19 protein-coding genes are annotated in these 19,449 nt (G+C 70.4%); 7 read left to right on the forward strand and 12 right to left on the reverse strand.

All coding sequences use genetic code 11. The features are described 5' to 3' along the window. The first annotated feature begins 43 nt into the window (after nucleotides 1-43). On the forward strand, nucleotides 44-1,225 hold the full coding sequence (locus tag AB0I69_RS35175; protein WP_363099784.1) for a methyltransferase domain-containing protein: 1,182 nt from the start codon (nucleotides 44-46) through the stop codon (nucleotides 1,223-1,225). Here AB0I69_RS35175 and AB0I69_RS35180 read toward each other — a convergent pair. The 5 genes from AB0I69_RS35180 to AB0I69_RS35200 form a co-directional block, all read right to left on the reverse strand. Beyond that, on the reverse strand, nucleotides 1,222-2,466 hold the full coding sequence (locus tag AB0I69_RS35180; protein WP_363099785.1) for a sigma-70 family RNA polymerase sigma factor: 1,245 nt from the start codon (nucleotides 2,464-2,466) through the stop codon (nucleotides 1,222-1,224). The genes AB0I69_RS35175 and AB0I69_RS35180 overlap by 4 nt on opposite strands. Before the next feature lie 77 nt (nucleotides 2,467-2,543). Next, nucleotides 2,544-2,900 (reverse strand): YciI family protein, encoded by a 357-nt coding sequence (locus AB0I69_RS35185; protein ID WP_019055574.1) that lies wholly within the window; start codon nucleotides 2,898-2,900, stop codon nucleotides 2,544-2,546. Nucleotides 2,901-3,031: 131 nt separating this feature from the next. Then, entirely contained in the window at nucleotides 3,032-4,048 is a 1,017-nt protein-coding gene (locus tag AB0I69_RS35190; RefSeq protein ID WP_363099926.1) for an LCP family protein, read from the reverse strand. Nucleotides 4,049-4,196: 148 nt separating this feature from the next. Beyond that, nucleotides 4,197-5,531, reverse strand: coding sequence for an endo-1,4-beta-xylanase (locus AB0I69_RS35195; protein ID WP_363099786.1), 1,335 nt, complete (start codon nucleotides 5,529-5,531; stop codon nucleotides 4,197-4,199). 101 nt (nucleotides 5,532-5,632) lie between these two features. Then, nucleotides 5,633-6,685 carry a LacI family DNA-binding transcriptional regulator gene (locus AB0I69_RS35200; RefSeq protein ID WP_363099787.1) on the reverse strand — a complete coding sequence of 351 codons (1,053 nt, stop codon included), beginning with the start codon at nucleotides 6,683-6,685 and terminating at the stop codon, nucleotides 5,633-5,635. A gap of 108 nt (nucleotides 6,686-6,793) precedes the next feature. Here AB0I69_RS35200 and AB0I69_RS35205 point away from each other — a divergent pair, with 108 nt between their 5' ends. From AB0I69_RS35205 to AB0I69_RS35225, 5 genes are read left to right on the forward strand one after another with little or no spacing between them, the layout of a single operon-like run. Beyond that, nucleotides 6,794-8,122, forward strand: a complete 1,329-nt coding sequence (locus AB0I69_RS35205) for an extracellular solute-binding protein (protein ID WP_363099788.1) — start codon at nucleotides 6,794-6,796, stop codon at nucleotides 8,120-8,122. 50 nt (nucleotides 8,123-8,172) lie between these two features. Next, nucleotides 8,173-9,045: a sugar ABC transporter permease gene (locus AB0I69_RS35210; RefSeq protein ID WP_363099789.1), complete on the forward strand. Its 873-nt coding sequence runs from the start codon at nucleotides 8,173-8,175 to the stop codon at nucleotides 9,043-9,045. Between the two features lie 52 nt (nucleotides 9,046-9,097). Beyond that, the gene (locus AB0I69_RS35215; RefSeq protein ID WP_363099927.1) at nucleotides 9,098-9,949 is read left to right on the forward strand and encodes a carbohydrate ABC transporter permease; all 852 of its coding nucleotides are present in this window, start codon (nucleotides 9,098-9,100) and stop codon (nucleotides 9,947-9,949) included. 37 nt (nucleotides 9,950-9,986) lie between these two features. Continuing rightward, entirely contained in the window at nucleotides 9,987-12,293 is a 2,307-nt protein-coding gene (locus AB0I69_RS35220) for a glycoside hydrolase family 3 N-terminal domain-containing protein (protein ID WP_363099790.1), read from the forward strand. Nucleotides 12,294-12,324: 31 nt separating this feature from the next. Further along, nucleotides 12,325-12,846, forward strand: a complete 522-nt coding sequence (locus AB0I69_RS35225) for a hypothetical protein (protein WP_363099791.1) — start codon at nucleotides 12,325-12,327, stop codon at nucleotides 12,844-12,846. Here AB0I69_RS35225 and AB0I69_RS35230 read toward each other — a convergent pair. Genes AB0I69_RS35230 through tsaB form a run of 4 tightly spaced genes read right to left on the reverse strand, consistent with a single transcriptional unit; the run spans nucleotide 12,797 to nucleotide 15,351 of the window. Further along, a complete protein-coding gene (locus AB0I69_RS35230; protein ID WP_363099792.1) occupies nucleotides 12,797-13,054 on the reverse strand; it encodes a hypothetical protein in 258 nt (85 codons plus the stop codon). The genes AB0I69_RS35225 and AB0I69_RS35230 overlap by 50 nt on opposite strands. Further along, entirely contained in the window at nucleotides 13,051-14,154 is a 1,104-nt protein-coding gene (gene tsaD / locus AB0I69_RS35235) for a tRNA (adenosine(37)-N6)-threonylcarbamoyltransferase complex transferase subunit TsaD (RefSeq protein WP_363099793.1), read from the reverse strand. Before tsaD ends, AB0I69_RS35230 begins: the two co-directional genes overlap by 4 nt. Next, on the reverse strand, nucleotides 14,147-14,701 hold the full coding sequence (gene rimI / locus AB0I69_RS35240) for a ribosomal protein S18-alanine N-acetyltransferase (RefSeq protein ID WP_363099794.1): 555 nt from the start codon (nucleotides 14,699-14,701) through the stop codon (nucleotides 14,147-14,149). The genes tsaD and rimI overlap by 8 nt, the downstream gene beginning before the upstream one ends. Then, complete coding sequence (tsaB, locus tag AB0I69_RS35245; protein ID WP_363099795.1) at nucleotides 14,698-15,351, reverse strand: tRNA (adenosine(37)-N6)-threonylcarbamoyltransferase complex dimerization subunit type 1 TsaB; 654 nt, start codon at nucleotides 15,349-15,351, stop codon at nucleotides 14,698-14,700. The genes rimI and tsaB overlap by 4 nt, the downstream gene beginning before the upstream one ends. 120 nt (nucleotides 15,352-15,471) lie before the next feature. Between tsaB and AB0I69_RS35250 the strand changes: the two genes are divergently transcribed. Next, nucleotides 15,472-16,029, forward strand: a complete 558-nt coding sequence (locus tag AB0I69_RS35250) for a hypothetical protein (RefSeq protein ID WP_363099796.1) — start codon at nucleotides 15,472-15,474, stop codon at nucleotides 16,027-16,029. A gap of 395 nt (nucleotides 16,030-16,424) precedes the next feature. On the opposite strand, the gene tsaE is transcribed toward AB0I69_RS35250, so the two are convergent. The 3 genes from tsaE to alr are packed head-to-tail and all read right to left on the reverse strand — an operon-like array spanning nucleotide 16,425 to nucleotide 19,412. Beyond that, nucleotides 16,425-16,946, reverse strand: a complete 522-nt coding sequence (gene tsaE / locus AB0I69_RS35255) for a tRNA (adenosine(37)-N6)-threonylcarbamoyltransferase complex ATPase subunit type 1 TsaE (RefSeq protein ID WP_363099797.1) — start codon at nucleotides 16,944-16,946, stop codon at nucleotides 16,425-16,427. Continuing rightward, entirely contained in the window at nucleotides 16,912-18,150 is a 1,239-nt protein-coding gene (locus tag AB0I69_RS35260; RefSeq protein ID WP_363099798.1) for an alpha/beta hydrolase, read from the reverse strand. Before AB0I69_RS35260 ends, tsaE begins: the two co-directional genes overlap by 35 nt. Then, nucleotides 18,147-19,412 carry an alanine racemase gene (alr, locus tag AB0I69_RS35265; RefSeq protein WP_363099799.1) on the reverse strand — a complete coding sequence of 422 codons (1,266 nt, stop codon included), beginning with the start codon at nucleotides 19,410-19,412 and terminating at the stop codon, nucleotides 18,147-18,149. The genes AB0I69_RS35260 and alr overlap by 4 nt, the downstream gene beginning before the upstream one ends. Nucleotides 19,413-19,449: the final 37 nt, after the last annotated feature.

The raw sequence follows: 19,449 nt of genomic DNA on the forward strand, positions 1-19,449 counted from the left end.
CCACCGGAGGCGCACCGTCCACCGACTGGCCCACAATGACTCGGTGAACGACCCCGTACTCGCCTTCGCCGCCCTGCTCGCCCCCGAGGGCCTCGCCCTCCTCGACGAGGTCCGCGGCACCGACCCGGCCAAGGAACTCGCCGTCGCCACCCGGCTGCGCCGCGAGCACCCCGCCGACCTCGTCTCGGCGGCCCTCGGCCAGGCGCGGCTGCGGCAGCGGGCGGCGGTGGCGAAGTTCCCGGCCGAGGACGCCGAGCGGATGTTCTTCACCCCGAACGGCTTCGAGCAGTCGACCCGGGCGAGTGTCGCCACGTATCGCGCGGGCCGGATGCGGGACATGGGCGTGACCTCCGTCGCCGACCTGTGCTGCGGAATCGGCGGCGACGCGATCGCGCTGGCGCGGGCGGGGGTGCGCGTGCTGGCCGTCGACCGCGATCCGCTGACGGTCGCGGTGGCGCGGGCCAACGCAGCGGCACTGGGACTGGCCGAGCTGATCGAGGTGCGCGAGGCGGATGTGACGGAGGTGGACACGTCCGGGTACGACGCCGTGTTCGTCGATCCCGCGCGGCGCGGTGGGCGGGGGCGCATCTTCGATCCCGAGGCGTACTCGCCGCCGTTGTCCTGGGCCGTGGGGGCGGCTACGACGGCTCGTGTCGCCGCGCTGAAGATCGCGCCCGGGGTGCCGCACGAGGCGGTCCCGGCGGCGGCCGAGGCGGAGTGGATCTCGGACGGCGGGGATGTGAAGGAGGCAGTGCTGTGGTTCGGGACCGGGGCACGGCCGGGAGCGGTACGGGCAACTCTCCTGCCCGGCCCACGAGTTCTGCACGGGCGCGGGCTGCCCGACCCTGAAGTCCGGCCCGTGGGGCGGTACTTGTACGAGCCCGACGGTGCCGTCATCCGGGCGCATCTCGTCGCCGAGGTGGCCGAGGAGGTCGGGGGCGGACTTGTCGACGAGACGATCGCGTATGTGACTGCCGATGAGCTACGGCCGACTCCGTACGCCTCCGCCTATGAGATCACCGATCAACTGCCCTTCGGCGTGAAGAAGTTGAAGGCACTGCTGCGGGAGCGCGAGGTCGGCGTGCTCACCGTGAAGAAGCGGGGGTCGGCCGTCGAACCGGAGGAACTGCGGCGGAAGGTGAAGCCTCAGGGGCCCAACTCGGCGACCGTGTTCCTCACTCGGGTGGCGGGGGCACCGGCCATGTTGATCGGGCGGCCGGTCTAGCTCGCCTCTTCGGCTCTGCGCAGCAGGAGTTGGCGTTCGCGTTCGTTGCGGGCCAGGGCGGCGGCTCGGGTGAACTCCGCCCTTGCCTCCGCCGTACGGCCCAGGCGGAGGAGCAGGTCGCCGCGGACGCTGGGCAGCAAGTGGTAGTCGCGCAGGGCGGGTTCGGTGGCGAGGGTGTCGACGATCTCCAGTGCCGGGGCCGGGCCCTCCGCCATCGAGACCGCCACCGCTCGGTTCAACTCGACCACCGGGGAAGGGGATCGGGTGGCGAGGAGGCCGTACAGGGTCGCGATCGTCGGCCAGTCGGTCTCGTCGTAGGTGTACGCGTGGGCGTGGCAGGCGGCGATGGCGGCCTGGAGGGCGTAGGGGCCGGGGGCGCCGGTGGACACGGCGTCGGCGCGGCCGAGGGCGGTGATGCCGCGGGCGATGAGGAGGCGGTTCCAGCGGCGGCGGTTCTGGTCCTTGAGGAGGACGGGGTCGCCGTTCGGGGCGGTGCGGGCGGCCGAGCGGGAGGCCTGGAACTCCAACAGGGAGGCCAGGGCGTGCACTTCGGGTTCCTTCGGCATCAGGCCGGAGAGGAGGCGGGCCAGGCGCAGGGCGTCCTCGCAGAGGCTCGGGCGGAGCCAGTCGTCGCCCGCTGTCGCCGCGTAACCCTCGTTGAAGATGAGGTAGATGACGTCCAGGACCGAGCCGAGGCGGGCCTCGCGGTCGGGGCCGTAGGGGACCTCGAAGGCGACGTTCTTGGTGGCCAGGGTGCGTTTGGCGCGGACGATGCGCTGGGCGATCGTCGGCTCGGGGGCGAGGAAGGCGCGGGCGATCTCGGGGGTGGTCAGGCCGCCGAGGAGGCGGAGGGTGAGGGCGGTGCGGGCCTCCGGGGACAGGACCGGGTGGCAGGTCGTGAAGACCAGGCGGAGCAGGTCGTCGTCAATGTCGTCGGGGGCCGGGGGTTCCTCGGGCGGGGCCGTCGTCTCCAGGGTGCGGCCGATCTCCTGGAGCTTGCGGGCGTAGTTCTCCCGGCGCCGGATCAGGTCGACGGCGCGGTGTCTGGCGGTGGCCATGAGCCAGGCGCCCGGATTGTCGGGCACGCCGTCCCTCGGCCACTGCTCAAGGGCGGCGACCAGCGCGTCCTGGGCGAGTTCCTCGGCGATGCCTACGTCGCGGACCAGGCGGGCCACGGCGGCGATGATGCGGGGGGACTCGATGCGGAAGACGGTCTCCAGAGCGGTTTCCAGGGCGGACACGGGCGAGGCGGTGGGTTGTGCTTCCGGTTCCACAACCCACCATCGAACACCTCTGGTGCCCTCAAGCCAAGGAAGGCTCAGCCCTCCGCGATCTCCCGCACCTCGCACGTCACCGTCCAGAACTCCTCGTGCACCTTCAGGAACCGCTTCGTCCACTCGATCGCCTCGGCCATGTCCTTGCACTGCATGAGCGCGTACCCGCCGACGACCTCCTTGGACTCGGTGAAGGGGCCATCGGTGACGGAGATCTTGCCGCCCTCCCAGTGGACGCGGGCGCCCTGCGCGGTCGGGGTGAGGCCGGCGGTGTCGAGCATGACGCCGGCCTTGGTGATCTCCTCGATCAGCTCGCCCATGCGCTGCATCAGCTCGGCGCTGGGACCCTCGGCGGGGGCGGTCTTCTCGTCGATCTGCACGAGGGAGAGGTAGCGGGGCATGGTGACTCCTCGGGTGGGATTTCGGCCGGGCTCTTCCCGGCCTTTCAACCATGCGTCGAACGAGGGGCGGGCGGATCGACACACTCGCCGGAATTCCCCGAAGAATTTTTCCGCCTACTTGTTTCCGCAGGTCAGCGCAGCGACTCCCACAGATCGCTCGCCGCCGGTTCCTTCGCCACCACCCGGTTCGGGTCGGACGGTGCCGTGGCGTTCGGCATCGTCACCGTCTTCACCGCGTCCGTCGACAGGCCCTTCAGGCTCTGGCCGAGGCCGATCAGTTCGCTCAGGGAGTCGAGGCCGGTGTCGGTGGTGAGGCTGTCGGTGACCGCGTCGGTGACCTCGTAGAGCTTGGTGGGGTCGGTGAGGAGGTCGTGGGTGGAGATCTGGGTCAACAGGGCCTTCACCAGCATCTGTTGGAGACCTATTCGGCCGAGGTCGCTGCCGTCGCCTATGCCGTGCCGGGTGCGGGCCAGGGCCAGGGCCTGCTTGCCGTTGAGGTGGTGGGTGCCCTTCTTCAGGTGCAGGTGGCTGTCGTCGTCGTCGATGTCCTGGGTGGTGGTGACCGTGACGCCGCCCAGTGCGTTGACGAGCTTCGCGAAGCCTGCGAAGTCGATCTCTATGTAGTGGTCCATGCGGACGCCCGTGATCGACTCGACCGTCTTGACCGCGCAGACCGGGCCGCCCACCGAGTACGCGGTGTTGAACATCGCGTTGTACGCCACCGACGTGGAACCGCCCGACGACAGCGGGCAGGACGGGCGGGTGACGAGGGTGTCGCGCGGGATGCTGACGATCGTGGCCTTCTTACGGCCCGCGTCGATGTGCACGACCATCGCGGTGTCGGAGCGGGCGCCTGAGCTGTCGCCGCCGCCGAGCGCCTTGTTCTCCTTGCCGCTGCGCGAGTCGGAGCCGAGGACCAGGATGTTCAGGGAGCCGGTCGGCACGGGGGAGGCGGACGCGGACGCGGCGGAGGAGGGGGTGGTCACCGCCTTCGCGGGGCGGTTCGCGCCGAGCGCGCTGTCGATGTCGACGCTCTTGATGTTGCTGTTGAGGTGCCAGTAGGCCCAGCCTGCCGTGGCGACACCCAGGACGAGGGCACCGGCCAGAGTGAGGCCGGCGATCTTCAGCACTCTCGACCGCCGGCCCATGCGTCTGTCCTCGTCAACGTTCTCTTTGTCCGTCACGGGGAGGAACGTAAGTCCGAATTATTAGGAGAAAGTTAGGGGAGGCGTCCCGAGATGGTTTTCTGTGGAAAATTTCACGGTTCTCAGTCCCGTCTCACGCCCCCTGCCTCCCTCATCCCAGGGTCACCACCGGTACCGGGTTGCTTCCGCTCCAGGACGCGTTGAACCCGAACGTCACCGAACCGCCGTCCGGGACCGTGCCGTTGTAGGTCGCGTTCGCACAGGTCACGGCGGCCCCCGACTGGGTGCAGGTGGCGTTCCAGGCCTGGGTGAGCTGCTGGCCGGCGCCGTACGTCCAACTCGCCCTCCACGACGACAGCGAGGCCCCGGAGCAGGCGATGGTCACCTGTCCGGTGAATCCGGCGTTCCACTGGCTCGTCACGCTGTATGTCGCCGAGCAGCCATCCGTGGACCGGATGCCGCCCAGCGCCTCCGAGAGGCCGTAATACGCCGGTTTCGGCGCGTAGTTCTCGTCGTACGGCGTCGCCGCCCCGTAGCCCGGGAAGGTGCCCGGCACCCAGGAGTCGGAGTCGGTGAAGCCCCACACGGTGACGTTCACGCAGCGGGTCACGGCCACGCAGGCGGCCATGACGCTCTTGAAGTCGGCTTTCTGCTGGGCGAGTTCGGTGCTGTCGGACGGCAGTGCCATCCGTACGTCGAGTTCCGTGATGGCCACGTCCACGCCCAGGTCGGCGAAGCGCTGGATGTTCTGCTGGAGGGTGGCCGGGACCTGGCCGAGGACGAGGTGGGCCTGGAGGCCGACGCCGTCGATCGGAACGCCCGCCGCCTTAAGGGACTTGACCAGGTCGTAGAGGGCGGTGGACTTCGCGTTGACGCCCTCGACGTTGTAGTCGTTGATGTAGAGCTTGGCCGCCGGGTCGGCCGCGTGGGCCCAAGTCAGCGCCTGCGCTATGTAGTTGGCGCCGAGGCCGTTGTACCAGAGCGTCGAGCGGTAGGTGCCGTCCTCGTTGAAGGGTTCGTTGACCACGTCCCAGGCGGTGATCTCGCCCTTGTAGCGGCCGACTTCAGTGCTGATGTGGTTCTGGAGCAGGCTGCTGAGTTGGGCCGAGGTCCACGTCCCGTTCGTCAGCCAGCTCGGGTTCTGGCTGTGCCAGACCAGGGTGTGGCCGCGCACCTGCTGGTTGTGGGCCTGCGCGAAGGCGACGATCTGGTCCGCCTCCGACCAGTTGAAGCTGCCCTGCGTCGGCTCGACCGTCCCCCACTTCATGGCGTTGCCGGGGGTGAGCGAGCTGAACTGGGCGCCCGCGATGTCGCCGTAGGTGCCGGTGAGCTTGGAGCCGGTGACCGCGGTGCCGATGACTTTGCCCTTCGCGGCGGCGAGGTCGCGCAGCGGGGTGTCGGCGGCGTGCGCGGCGGGTGCCGTGAACAGCATGACGGCGCCGGTGAGCAGCGCCGCGAGGGACAAGCCGGTTCTCAGAGATCTCATGCGGGTGCCTCCGAAAGTTTCGGTTGTGCAACCGATTGGCTTCGGAGGAGTGTGGGGCGGCTCACCCCACTCGTCAATACGTCATCTTCCGGCCACCGGCGTCACTCCGCGGCTGGCGGAGCCGTACTGCTGCGCACCACCAGGCTCGTCGCCAGTTCCACCCGCCGCGCCGCCGAGGACTCCGGCTCGCGCCCGAGGTCGAGCACCAGCCTCGCCGCCGCCTCGGCCATCTCCGTGAGGGGCTGTCGTACGGTCGTCAGCGGCGGGCCCACCCAACGCGCCACCGGCAGGTCGTCGAAGCCGACCACGCTCAAGTCCTCCGGGATGCGCAGCCCCAGTTCGCGCGCGGCCTCGTACAGGCCGAGCGCCTGGAGGTCGTTGCCGGCGAAGACGGCGGTGGGCCGGTCCGGGCGGCGCAGCAGCTCAAGCCCGAGCCGGTAGCCGGCCTCGTGATGGAAGTCGCCGGTACTGATCAGCGAGGTGTCGACCGGCAGCCCGGCCGTCTCCAGCGCGGCCCGGTACCCGTCGACCCGGGCGCGGCTGCACATCATCCGGGACGGTCCGCTGATCGCGCCGATCCTGGTGTGGCCGAGTTCGACCAGGTGACGGGTGGCGGCGAGTCCGCCCTGCCAGTTGGTGGCGCCGATCGACGGCACGTCGGCGCCCGGGTCGCCGGCCGGGTCCATCACCACGAACGGGATGGAACGGCTGGTCAGCAGCGCCCGCTGGGACTCGTCGAGCCCCGAGAGGACGAGGACCACGCCGTGCGGGCGGCGGGCGGCGACCTGGTCGGCCCAGGTCCGGCCGGGCGTCAGCCGCCCCGCGCTCTCGCTCAGCACCACGCTCAGCCCGGCGTCCCGCGCCACGTTCTCCACGCCCCGGATGACCTCCAGCGCCCAGGCGCTCTCCAGTTCGTGGAAGACCAGGTCGATCAGCGGGGAGCGGGTCGCCTCGGCGCGGCGGCGCCGGTAGCCGTAGACGCGGAGCAGGTCCTCGACGCGGGTGCGGGTCGCGGGGGCGACGTCGGCGCGGCCGTTGAGGACCTTCGAAACAGTCGGAGCCGACACTCCGGCCTCGCGGGCGATCTCGGCGAGCGTCGCGGTCTGCGTCGGTCGACCTGTCCTCTGGGTTTCAGCGGATTCCGGGGCTGTCATGGCGGCGATCGTATCCCTGCGCGACCTCTTGACGAACCCTTTCGCGCGCCTTACGTTCCCGGAACATTCGTAGAACGGCTCGAAACATTCGCACGAGAGGTGCTGTCCATGGAGCCCAACACGTCCAACGGCGGGCGTACGTTCAGCAGGCGCTGGGTGCTCGGCGCCGGTGCCACCACCCTGCTCACCACCGGCCTCACGGCCTGCGGCTCCAGTGACAGCACCGGCAGCAGCGGCACGGTCACCGCCTTCGTCTACGGCGACGACGCGGTGAAGGTGCAGGTGAAGGCGGTGACGCGGTTCAACGCGTCGGCGGCGGCCAAGACCGCCAAGGGCAAGGTCAAGCTGGAGAAGGTGCCCGGTACCGACTACCCGGCCAAGCTGCGCACCGCGATGGGCTCACCGAACGCGCCGGACGTCTTCTTCAACTGGGGCGGCGGCTCGATCAAGGCGTACCAGGAGGCGAACCAGCTGGTCGACCTCACCGACACCATCCAGAGCGACCCGGTCCTCAAGGACGGCTTCCTGCCCTCGGTGCTCGCGGCAGGCGCGCTCAAGGGCAAGAACTACGGCATACCGATGCGCGGCATGCAGCCCGTGATCCTCTTCTACAACAAGACCGTCTTCGCCGCGCACAAGCTCCAACCGCCCACCACCTGGGCCGAGTTGCTCGACATCAACAAGAAGCTGAAGGCGGCGAACATCACGCCGTTCGCGCTCGGCGGTGCGGACATCTGGCCCGAGTTGATGTGGCTGGAGTACCTGGTGGACCGGATCGGCGGGCCCGAGGTCTTCGACAAGATCAAGAACGGGGATGCGTCCGGTTGGGGGGACCCCGCTGTTCTCAAGGCCGCCGAGACGGTCAAGGAGCTCATCGACGACGGTGCCTTCGGCAAGGGCTTCAGTTCGGTGTCGTACGTCAACGGTGGGGCGCCTGCCGTGTTCGCCAAGGGCAAGGCGGCGATGCATCTGATGGGGTCGTGGGAGTACTCGACGCAGCTCGGGAAGTTCCCCGACTTCGCCAAGAAGAACCTGGGGTGGGTCGCCTTTCCGAAGTACGAGGGGGGCGCCGGTGATATCCGTAACGTGGTCGGGAACCCCACCAACTACTGGTCCGTGAACGCCCGTACGGGCAACAAGGACGCGGCGATCGCGTTCCTGCGGGACTGTGCGTCGGAGGCGTATGCGAAGGATCTCGTTGCCAACGGGGACATTCCGACTACGTCGAACGCGGAGAAGCTTCTCGACTCCTCACCCAACCCGGAGTTCGCGAAGTTCCAGTACCAAATGGTGCAGCAGGCACCGGCGTTCACGTTGAGTTGGGATCAGGCGGTGGATCCGGATGTGTCCACGCCGATGCTTACCGAGATCAACAAGCTGTTTGTGGGGAAGAGTTCGCCGGCGGAGTTCGTGTCGGCGCTCAAGGGGTTGAAGTGAGCGAGCGCTCCGCGGGTGGGGTGGTTCGTCGGGTGCAGGTGCGTCGTGGCTTGTCGCGCAGTTCCCCGCGCTCCTATGGGGGCGCTGTGCCCCACGGTGTTTGGGCTGTACCCGGGGTTCTCTTTTTCGTCTTCTTCGCCGTCGCCCCCATGGTCCTCGCCGTGTATCTCTCCTTCACCAAGTGGAATGGGCTCGGGGATCCGAAGCCTGTCGGGCTCGCCAACTGGCAGAAACTTCTGAACGACGATCGACTCACCCAATCCCTCACCGTCACCGTCCTGTTGACTGTGACGAGCTGGGCTTTCCAGACGGTCGTGTCTCTGCTCCTGGGCGTCTGGGCCGCCGGCCGTCAGCGCAACCGAGCCGTCCTCTCCGCGATCTTCTTCGTGCCGTTTCTGCTCTCCTCGACCGCCATCGCGCTGCTCTTCTACGCCCTGCTCGACCCGAACTTCGGCGTCATCCACCAGGACACGCTCGGCTCGACGAGCGGTGCGTTTCTCGCGATCGTGTTTGTCGGGGGCTGGCAGTTCATCCCCTTCCACACCCTGATCTATCAGGGCGGGGCCCGGCAGATCCCCGAAGTCCTCTACCAGGCGGCGGCAATTGACGGTGCCGGTCGCTACCGGCAGTTCTTCTCGATCACGCTGCCACAACTCCGGAACACGGCAACCACCTCCAGCGTGCTGATGATCGTCGGCTCGCTCACCTACTTCGAGACCGTCCTGATCCTCACCCAGGGCGGCCCCGGCACGGACACGGCGATCCTGCCGTACCTGATGTACGAAGCCGGCTTCAAGAGCTACGACTTCGGCTACGCGAGCGCGATCGCGACCTTCCTGGTCGTCATCGCCACCGCGCTCTCCCTCGTCCTGGTCCGGCTCACCGGTTTCGGCGCCATGCGCAGTACCCGCGAAGGGATGTGACGGAGTGTCACACGACACGTTGCCGCGTCCGGTGAAGACGGCGGAGGAGCCCGTGGAACCCCCGCACACCCGTAGGCGCCGACACTGGAGCAGGCGCCCCAACCCCGTCGCCGGGCTCGGTTCTCTCCTCTGGCTCGCGGTCGTCATCGTCCCGATCTACGCGATGATCTCGGCTTCGCTCACCCGCCAGGACAAGGCCCTCGGCAACAACGCCCTGAAGCCGCCCACCGATCCGACCTTCGCCAACTACAACACCGTCCTGCACAACGGCTTCGGCCACTTCCTCGCGAACACTGCGCTGGTCGCGGGGGCGGTCGTAGGAATCGTGCTCGTGCTGTGCGTGCCGCTCGCCTACGTGGCCGTGCGCACGAGGACGGTCTGGTCGGGCGCGGCCTTCCGCCTGTTTCTGCTGGGCGTTGCCATCCCGGCCCAGGCAGTCGTGGTCCCCCTCTACCTGATGATCGCCAAACTCGACCTCTACGACAGCCTGTTGGCGGTCATCCTCCCGACCGCGGCCTTCGCGATGCCGGTCTCCGTGCTGATCCTGACCGGCACGCTGCGGGACATCTCGGAGGACCTGTACGAGGCGATGGCGCTCGACGGCGCCTCGGCGACCCGGATGCTGTTCCAACTGGTCATCCCGCTGACCAAGGGCGGTATCAGCACGGTCGTCATCTACGCGGCGCTCCAGGCCTGGAACGGCTTCCTCTTCCCGCTGATCTTCACCCAGTCCGACGGCCCCCGCGTCCTCACCCTCGGACTCTTCAACTACGTCAGCCAGTTCGGCGTGAACATCCCGGCCCTGCTCGCCTCGGTCGTCCTCTCCGGCATCCCGATCTTCGCCGTCTACCTGGTGGCCCGGCGCGCCCTGGTCGGCGGCCTGATGGGCGTAGGCGGCAAGTGAGCTGCCTCGCCAACTCACCTTTCCCGACAGGAGTTTCATGACCACCGCCCCCTGGCGCGACCCCGCCCTGCCCGCCGCCGCCCGCGTCGACGACCTGCTCGCCCGGATGACCCTGGAGGAGAAGACCGCCCAGCTCTACGGCGTCTGGGTGGGCGCCGACACGGACGGCGACGGCGTCGCCCCGCTCCAGCGCGAGATGACCTCGGACTACGACTGGGACGAGCTGATCACCCGGGGACTGGGGCAGCTCACCCGTTCCTTCGGTACGGCGCCCGTGGACCCGGAGTTGGGCGCGCAGGCGCTGGCCCGTGCACAACGGCGTATCGCGGCGGCGGGTCGCTTCGGTATCCCGGCGGTCGCCCATGAGGAGTGCCTGGCGGGGTTCACCGCGTGGGGTGCGACGGCGTACCCGGTGCCGTTGGCGTGGGGCGCGAGCTTCGATCCGTCGTTGGTCGAGGAGATGGCCCGGCACATCGGCGCCGACCTGCGGGCGGCCGGCGTCCACCAGGGTCTCGCCCCGGTCCTGGACGTCGTACGGGATCCGCGGTGGGGCCGGGTGGAGGAGACGATCGGCGAGGACCCGTACCTGGTGGGGACCATCGGTGCCGCGTATGTGCGGGGGCTGGAGTCGGCCGGGGTCGTCGCGACGCTGAAGCACTTCGCCGGGTACGCGTCCTCGGTGGGGGCGCGGAACCTGGCGCCGGTGCGGGCCGGGGTGCGGGAGTTCGCGGACGTGGTGCTGCCGCCGTTCGAAATGGCGCTGCGGGAGGGCGGCGCGCGCTCGGTGATGGCGGCGTACAACGAGACGGACGGCGTCCCGGCGTCGGCGGATCCTGAGCTGCTGACCCAACTCCTTCGTGAGGACTGGGGGTTCACCGGAACCGTGGTCGCCGACTACTTCGGCATCGGCTTCCTGGAGACGCTTCACCGGGTGGCGGGCAGCCCGGCGCAGGCCGCGCATGCGGCGCTGGCGGCGGGGATCGACGTGGAGCTGCCGACGTTGAAGTGCTACGGGAAGCCGCTGGTGGAGGCGGTGCGGGCGGGTGAGGTACCGGAGTCGCTGGTCGAGCGGGCGGCGCGTCGAGTGCTGTTGCAGAAGGCGGAGTTGGGGCTCCTGGACGAGGACTGGTCGCCGGAGCCGGCCGGGCGGATCGACCTCGACTCGGCGGCGAACCGCGCCCTCGCCCGCCAACTGGCCGAAGAGTCAGTGGTGTTGTTGGACAACCCGGACGGTGTGCTCCCCTTGTCTCCGGAGGCGCGTATCGCGGTGGTGGGACCGAGGGCGGCGGACGCTCTCGCGATGCTCGGCTGCTACTCCTTCCCGTCCCACGTGGGCGTCCACCACCCCGAGGTGCCGATGGGCATCGACATCCCCACGGTGCTGGAGTCCCTGCGCGCCGAACTCCCGGACGCCAAGGTGACGTTCGCGGAGGGGTGTGACGTCTCCGACCCGGACACCTCCGGTTTCGAGGAGGCGGTGGCGCGGACGGCGGAGGCGGATGTGTGCGTGGCGGTGCTCGGCGACCGCGCGGGCCTGTTCGGGCGCGGCACGTCGGGCGAGGGCTGCGATGTGGCCGACCTCCAACTGCCGGGCGTGCAGGCCGACTTGCTGGACGCGCTGGTGTCGACGGGCGTCCCGGTGGTCCTGGTCCTGCTGACCGGTCGCCCCTACGCGCTGGGGCGTTGGCACGGACGCCTGGGCGCGGTGGTCCAGGCGTTCTTCCCAGGGGAGGAGGGCGGCCCGGCGGTGGCGGGAGCACTGTCGGGCCGCCTCAACCCGTCGGGCCGCCTCCCGGTGAGCGTCCCGCACGTGCCGGGCGGCCAGCCCTGGACGTATCTGCAGCCCCCGTTGGGCCTCGCCGACGAGGTCAGCAGCCTCGACCCGACCCCGCTGTACGCCTTCGGCCACGGCCGCTCGTACACGACGTTCGCGTGGGAGGCGGCGGAGCCGGTGGATCGGGCCATCGACACGGACGGCTCCTACGACCTGACGGTCACCGTCACCAACACCGGTGACCGGGCGGGGGCGGAGGTCGTCCAGCTGTACCTGCACGACCCGGTCGCCTCGGTGACCCGCCCGGACGTCCGCCTGATCGGTTACCGGCGGCTGGAGTTGGGCCCCGGCGAGGCGACACGCGTGACCTTCCGCTTCCACGCGGACCTGTCGGCGTTCACCGACCGTTCGGGGCGCCGTGTGGTCGAACCGGGCACCCTGGAACTACGGTTGTCCGCATCGAGCACGGACGTACGGCACACCGCACGGCTGAACCTCACAGGACCGGTGAGGGTACTCGGCACCGACCGGCGACTGCTGTGCGAGACAGAGGTGTCGGGGGTGGGGTGAGCGACCCCCGCACGGAGACACGGGGGATGCGATGGTCAGGTACGTACACAGTGAACTGACGGCCGCTCTGGCGCTGTTGGCCGGCACCGGGATGGGGGCGGCGGTTGCGGTCGGCGTGCACGACGGGTCGGTACTGCGGGCCGGCTCGGTGGGGAGGGCGGCCGTCTTCGCGGTCGTGTTCTTCACGCTCGTGACGTTGGTGCGGGGAACACGGCTCAAGTGGGTCGGCGAGGTGGCGGACTTCGAGGCCGCGGTCCCGCTGCCGGGCCCCGAACCGGCCCCGACCCAACGCCCGTTCGGCCTCGGCAGGCTCCTGCTGTTCCTGCTGCCGAACCTGGTCGTGGGCGTGCTCGGGTTCACCTGGGTGCTCCTGGTCCCCCTGGCGATGGCGATGGACTGGCTGGCCAAGGCCGCGGTCGGCGCCCGCTGGGAGCGCGCGAACGGGCGGCTGCTGTGGCTGGGCCAGGACAAGGAGGAGCCGATGAGGCTGTCGTACTCCCCCGTCAGTCCGCCGCCACCGACTCGAACCGCCACCGATGCACCGCCCGCATGACCAACTCCCCGTCCGGCTCGGGAAGTTCGGGCAGCTCGGCGTCGTACTCCGCGTCCCACCACGTGAGGACGAGGACCCGGTCCTGGGGTGCGCGCAGCACTTCCCGGCGCAGCGGCTCGGCCGGAAGCCGCTGCTCCCGTACCCAGGCGAGCAGTTCGTCCCCTCGCCCCGCGACCGCCCGTGCCTCCCACATCAACGCGACCGTCACGAGTACAGGTTCTCCTTGCTGACCTCGTGCACGTGGTCGTGATGGTGATGCCCCGGCACATGCGGGTCCGTCACCGGAAGCGATGAGTCGGCCGACAGGTCCCAGTCCGAGGGGGTGCGGTTGCGGGCCACCATCTCCGCGCCCAGCGCGGCGACCATCGCGCCGTTGTCCGTGCACAGCTTCGGGCGCGGGACGCGGAGGCGGATACCGGCGGCCTCGCAGCGCTCCGCCGCCAGCGCGCGCAGGCGCGTGTTGGCGGCGACACCGCCGCCGATCATCAGGTGGTCGACGCCCTCGTCCTTGCAGGCCCGTACGGCCTTGCGGGTCAGGACGTCGACGACGGCCTCCTGGAAGGACGCCGACACATCACGCACCGGCACGTCCTCCCCCGCCGCCCGCTTCGCCTCGATCCAGCGGGCCACGGACGTCTTCAGCCCGGAGAAGGAGAAGTCGTACGCCGGGTCGCGCGGCCCGGTCAGTCCGCGCGGGAACGTGATCGCCGTGGGGTCGCCCTCCTTCGCGTACCGGTCGATGACCGGGCCGCCCGGGAAGCCGAGGTTCAGCACCCGGGCGATCTTGTCGAAGGCCTCGCCCGCCGCGTCGTCGATCGTCGCGCCCAGCGGCCGTACGTCCGAGGTGATGTCCGAGGAGAGGAGGAGGGACGAGTGGCCGCCGGACACCAGCAGCGCCATCGTCGGCTCGGGCAGCGGGCCGTGTTCCAGCTGGTCGACGCAGATGTGGGAGGCGAGGTGGTTGACGCCGTAGAGGGGCTTGCCGAGCGCGTAGGCGTAGGCCTTGGCGGCGGAGACGCCGACGAGCAGTGCCCCCGCGAGCCCGGGCCCGGCCGTGACCGCGATGCCGTCGAGGTCACGGGCGCTCACCCCCGCGTCCTTCAGCGCGCGCTGGATCGTCGGGACCATCGCCTCCAGGTGGGCGCGGGACGCCACCTCCGGTACGACCCCGCCGAAGCGGGCGTGCTCGTCGACGCTGGACGCGACCGCGTCGGCCAGCAGGGTGGTGCCGCGGACGATGCCGACACCGGTCTCGTCGCAGGAGGTCTCGATGCCCAGGACGAGAGGCTCGTCGCGTGAGTCAGTCATGGATCTCGGTTCCTTGTACGGAAGGTGCCCCCGCAGCGGAGCTGCTGTCGGGATCTGTGGTCAGGCGCATCACCAGGGCGTCGACGTTGCCCGGCTGGTAGTAGCCGCGCCGGAAACCGATGGGGGCGAAGCCGAAGCGCTCGTACAGCTTCTGCGCGCGGACGTTGTCGACGCGGCATTCGAGCATGACCTCGGCGCACTCGAACTCGCTTGCCGCGCCGAGGAGTTCGGTCAGCAGGGTGGAGCCGAGGCCGGTGCCCCAGTGGTCGCGGGCGACGGCGATGGTCTGGATGTCGGCCTGGTCTCCGGTGGTGGCGAGACCCGCGTAGCCGATGACCCGGACGCCGCTCTCGGACATCTCCTCATCGGCGGCCTCGGCCACCAGGTACCGCCGGGTCGCCTCCGCCCCCCGCGCGTGCGCCAGCTCGGACCAGAACATGCCCCGGGACCAGGCGTCCTCGGGGAAGAGTTCCTTCTCCAGCTCCAGCACGGGATCGATGTCCCACCAGCGCATCTCGCGCAGTCGAGGACTCACGGACTCCGTCACTTGGGGGTGACCACCTTGTAGTTCTTGGGCACCTGGGCGTCGGGACGGCGCAGGTACAGCGGCCGGGGCTCGGGGAGTACGACGCCCGCCGCCAGTCTCTCGACGGCCAGAGAGGCGAGCGCGGCGGCGGACACGTGCTCGGGCTCGTGCGCGGACGGGAAGGTGTCGGGGTAGAGCAGCGCGCCGGCTCCGACGGCGGGCAGCCCCGCCACCTCGTCGGCGATGTCGGCGGGCCGGTCCACGGCCGGGTCGGTGACGCGGGTGCGGGAGTCGGCGTAGCGCGCCCAGTAGACCTCCTTGCGCCGCGCGTCGGTGGCCACGACGAAGGGGACGTCGAGGTCGGCGGCGTAGGCGAGGCCGTCCAGCGTGCACACACCGTGCACGGGGACACCGAGCGCGAGCCCGAAGGTGTCGGCGGTCATCAGCCCGACGCGCAGCCCGGTGTAGGGGCCGGGGCCGATGCCCACGACGATTCCCGTGACGGCGTCGATCTTGAGCCCCGCGTCGGCGAGGACGCGGTCGACGGCCGGGAGCAGCAGCTCACCGTGGCGGCGCGCGTCCACCTGACTCGACGAGGCGATGACGGCCTCGCCGTCGTGCAGGGCGACGGTGACGGCGGGGGTGGCGGTATCCAGAGCGAGCAAGAGCACGCAAACAGCCTACGGCTCCGGCGCCGCGAGCACGGCCGCCCCGGTCGGCCCGGCCCGGCTGCTACCGTCACCTAGGGTCACCGCACTTACAGGACATACAAGACACGGAGGTGGGCGCCGATGGCCGGCAGCAGCTCGGGAATCGTGGCCGGGCTCACCGTGGCGGCCGTCGCCACGGTCGGTTTCCTCGCCTATCAGGCGTCGGCGAGCGTCCCGGCCGGACTGGGGAGTACGGCCCGTGCGAGCGCCCCGCCCGCGGTCGCCACCTCGAAGGCACCCCGCGACAGGAAGAACCCCGCCGCACTGCCCGCCGGCTCCGGCAGGGGGGAGCGGGTCGTGTACTCGGTGGACGACGACCGGGTGTGGCTGGTCGCCGAGAACAACAAGGTCAACCACACGTTCAAGGTCACCCCCGGCACGGTGGACCCGGCCATGGGTTCCTACTTCGTCACGTCCCGCTCGAACGCGATCACCGGCACCGACGGCACCCCCATCCAGCACGTCGTCCGCTTCACCAGCACGAACGGCATCGCGATCGGCTTCAGCGCGGCGGTGAGCGGCGCGACGGCGGAACCCGACCCCACGGTGAAATCGGGCGGCATCCGCGAGTCGATCGAGGACGGCGCGGCGATGTGGGAGTTCGCGACGATCGGCCAGAGCATCGTCGTAATCCACTGAGCGAGGTCGTGCCCCAAAGGGGCGCGGGGCTGTATCGATATGCGGCTCCGCCGCGGGGCGCGACCAGCCCCCACCGACCCGCAGCCGAACGACTACGCCGCTTTACGCTGCTCAACCGGCGGAGCCTCCGGTGGCGTGGAAATCGCCTTCGCCGCATCCCCCGCCGCCAACAACTCCCGCATCGACACCCCGGCGAACACACGCGGCTGCGGACGGTCCTGATTCTCTGAAGCCGACGAAGCCGACATGGACGCCTCCCGGGGCCTGGGGCAGACGTAGTTAGGTAGACCTAACTACGTACTGGATACCATGTGACCACGCGCGAGACCCCGAACGCAACATCTTGCCGACACCTTGTCGGAACCCACACGCCCCGCACCACCCGCACCGCCCGGTCAGGCGCCGAGCACGCCCAGTTCAACCGCGGCCCACCGCTCACCGAGCCCGGTGACGGTCACGTGCCGAACCTCGTCGGTCGTGTCGCCCACGGCCCGGTGGATGACGAGCGACAGCCGGTCGTCCGTCAGCTCCTCGACCTTGCCCTCGCCCCACTCCACGACGATCACGGACTCGGGCAGCGAGACGTCGAGGTCCAGGTCCTCCATGTCGTCGAGCCCGCCGCTCAGGCGATACGCGTCGACGTGGACCAGCGGCGGCCCCTCACCGAGCGAGGGGTGCACGCGCGCGATGACGAACGTCGGCGAGGTGACCGCGCCGCGGACCCCGAGCCCCTCCCCCAGTCCCCGGGTCAGTGTCGTCTTGCCGGCGCCCAGCTCACCCGTGAGCATCACGAGGTCGCCCGCGCGCAGCAGTTTGGCGAGGCGGCGGCCCAACTCCCGCATCTGCTCGGGGGAGTTGACGGTGAGGGAGACGGACAGGGGCTCAGCCGCGTTGTGCGGTGCTGCTGGTGCTTCCATAGCCGCTTACGGTAGCTCCTGCGGGCACGGCACCCGCGCGCGTGAGCAGGTCGGCGAGGCGGTCGGTGACCACTTCCGGGTGCTCCAGCATGACCAGGTGTCCGGCGTCCGGCACGAGCACCAGTTCGGCGTCCGGCAGCAGGTCGGCGATGGCCTCGCTGTGCTCACTGGGTGTGACGAGATCGCCGATCCCGGCCAGCACGAGCACCGGCATGTCCTTGAAGTGGGCGAGGGCCGCGGTCTTGTCGTGGTCGGTGAACGCCGGATAGAACTCGGCGACGACATCGATGGGCGTGCCCTCGATCATCCGCTCGGCGAACCGCGCGACCGCCGGATCTACGTCCCGGGAAGCGAACGAGTACCGCTTGATGATCCCGGCGAACAGATCGGCGGTGGCCCGCCGCCCCCGCTCCACCAGCGCCGCCTGCTGCCCGAGCGCCTTCAGCACACCGGGCAGCACCCGCCGGACCGCGTTGACCCCGGCGACGGGCAGCCCGAAGTTGACCTCGCCTAGCCGCCCGGAGGACGTACCGACGAAGGCGGTGGCGACGACCCGGTCGCGGATCAGGTCGGGGTACTGGTCGGCGAGTGCCATCACCGTCATGCCGCCCATGGAGTGGCCGACGAGCACGATCGGCCCCTCGGGCACGGCCGCGTCGAGCACGGCCTTCAGGTCGCGGCCCAACTGGTCGATGGTGAGCGGCATGTCGTCTTCGAGCTGCGCGACCCCGCGCGCGGAGCGGCCGTGGCTGCGCTGGTCCCAGTGCACGGTCCGTACGACCCCGCGCAGGGCCGCCCGCTGGAAGTGCCAGGAGTCCTGGTTGAGGCAGTAGCCGTGGCTGAAGACGACGGTGACGGGGGCAGGGGCCTTGCGTCCGAAGAGGCGGCGGCGCTTGGGCGTGACGGCGAGGTCCGGCTCGATGTCGTCGACCTCGTAGTACAGCTCGGTGCCGTCGTCGGCTTGTGCCGTGCCGGGGGTGCCGCGCAGGGAGCCGTACGGTCCCGTGGAGTCGAGCGCCAGCCGGGCCCGCTCGCGCATGCCGCGTCCGACGGTCATCCGCTCTATGGCGACACCGGCCGCCGCACCGGCGGCGATCACACCTATCGCGGCACCCGCGATGCCGGTCGCCTTGCGCCAGTTGCCCGCCGCCCCCGTGGCGGCGGAGGCGACCGCGGCGACCGCCTCCGCACTGCTCTCGCTCACGTGCCGCTCCTCTTCGCGTCTCGGCCCTGCGCTACGTCGTCTTCCTCATACCCGGGGACGACCTCCGGGACGACCTCGGGCACGAACCCGGGGACGACCTCATTGACGTAGACGCGTGGAACGCGCGATCCGATGCGGGTCACGATCTCGTAGGCGATGGTGCCCGCGGCCTGTGCCCAGTCCTCGGCGGTGGGCTCGCCGCGGTCGCCGGGGCCGAAGAGGATCGCCTCCGTGCCCGCCTCTGGCTCGTCCCCGCCCAGATCAACGACGAACTGGTCCATCGCGACCCGCCCCGCGACCGTCCGCCACTTGCCGCCGACCAGCACCGGGCCGGTGCCGGAGGCGTGCCGGGGGATGCCGTCCGCGTAGCCGACGGGGACGAGGCCGAGGGTGGTCGTGCCCGGGGTGACGTAGTGATGTCCGTAACTGACACCGTGGCCGCCCGGGACCTGTTTCACCAGGGCGACGGACGCCTTCAGGGTCATCACCGGCCGCAGTCCGAAGTCGGCGGAGGAGCCCAGCTCGGGGCTGGGCGAGATGCCGTAGACGGCGATGCCGGTGCGGACGAGGTCGAAGTGGGAGTCGGGACGGGTGAGCGTGGCGGGCGAGTTGGCGATGTGCCGCACCTCGGGCCGTACGCCGCGCTGTTCCGCGTGCGCCAGCATCTCGTGGAACAGGGCGAGTTGGGCGTCGACGGAGGGATGGCCCGGTTCATCGGCGCAGGCGAGGTGCGACCAGAGGCCGGTGATGCGGACGAGTCCGTCGGCCTCCGCGCGCAGGGCCGCGCCGACCAGCTCGGCCCAGTCGTCGCCGGGCTGGCACCCGTTGCGCCCGAGCCCGGTGTCGGCCTTGAGCTGCACGCGCGCGGGGAGCCCCGCCGCACGAGCCGCCGCGACGACCTCCTCCAGGGCCCACATCCCGCTGAGGGAGACGTCGAGATCGGCCTCGATGGCCTCCCGCCAGGGACCGCCCGGGGTCCACAGCCAGCACATGATCCGCACGCCGTCCGGCAGTCCGGCGCGGGCCCGCAGGTCGAGGGCCTCCTCGGGGGTGGCCGTACCGAGCCAGGTGGCCCCCGCCTCGACGGCCGCGCGGGCGCACGGCACGGCCCCGTGGCCGTAGGCGTCGGACTTCACGACGGCCATGAGGGCCGCGCCCGGCGCGAGGGCGCGCAGGGCCCGCACGTTGGCCCGCAGGGCGCCCAGGTCGATCTCGGCGCGGGCGCGCAGCGGGGCGGTCGGCTGAAGTGCTGTCTCGTTCATGACGTCCCCAGTGTCTCAGAGGGGACTGACACCCCTG

It is taken from the genome of Streptomyces sp. NPDC050508 (genome assembly GCF_040655155.1).
In the GTDB taxonomy this organism is placed as follows: Bacteria; Actinomycetota; Actinomycetes; order Streptomycetales; family Streptomycetaceae; genus Streptomyces.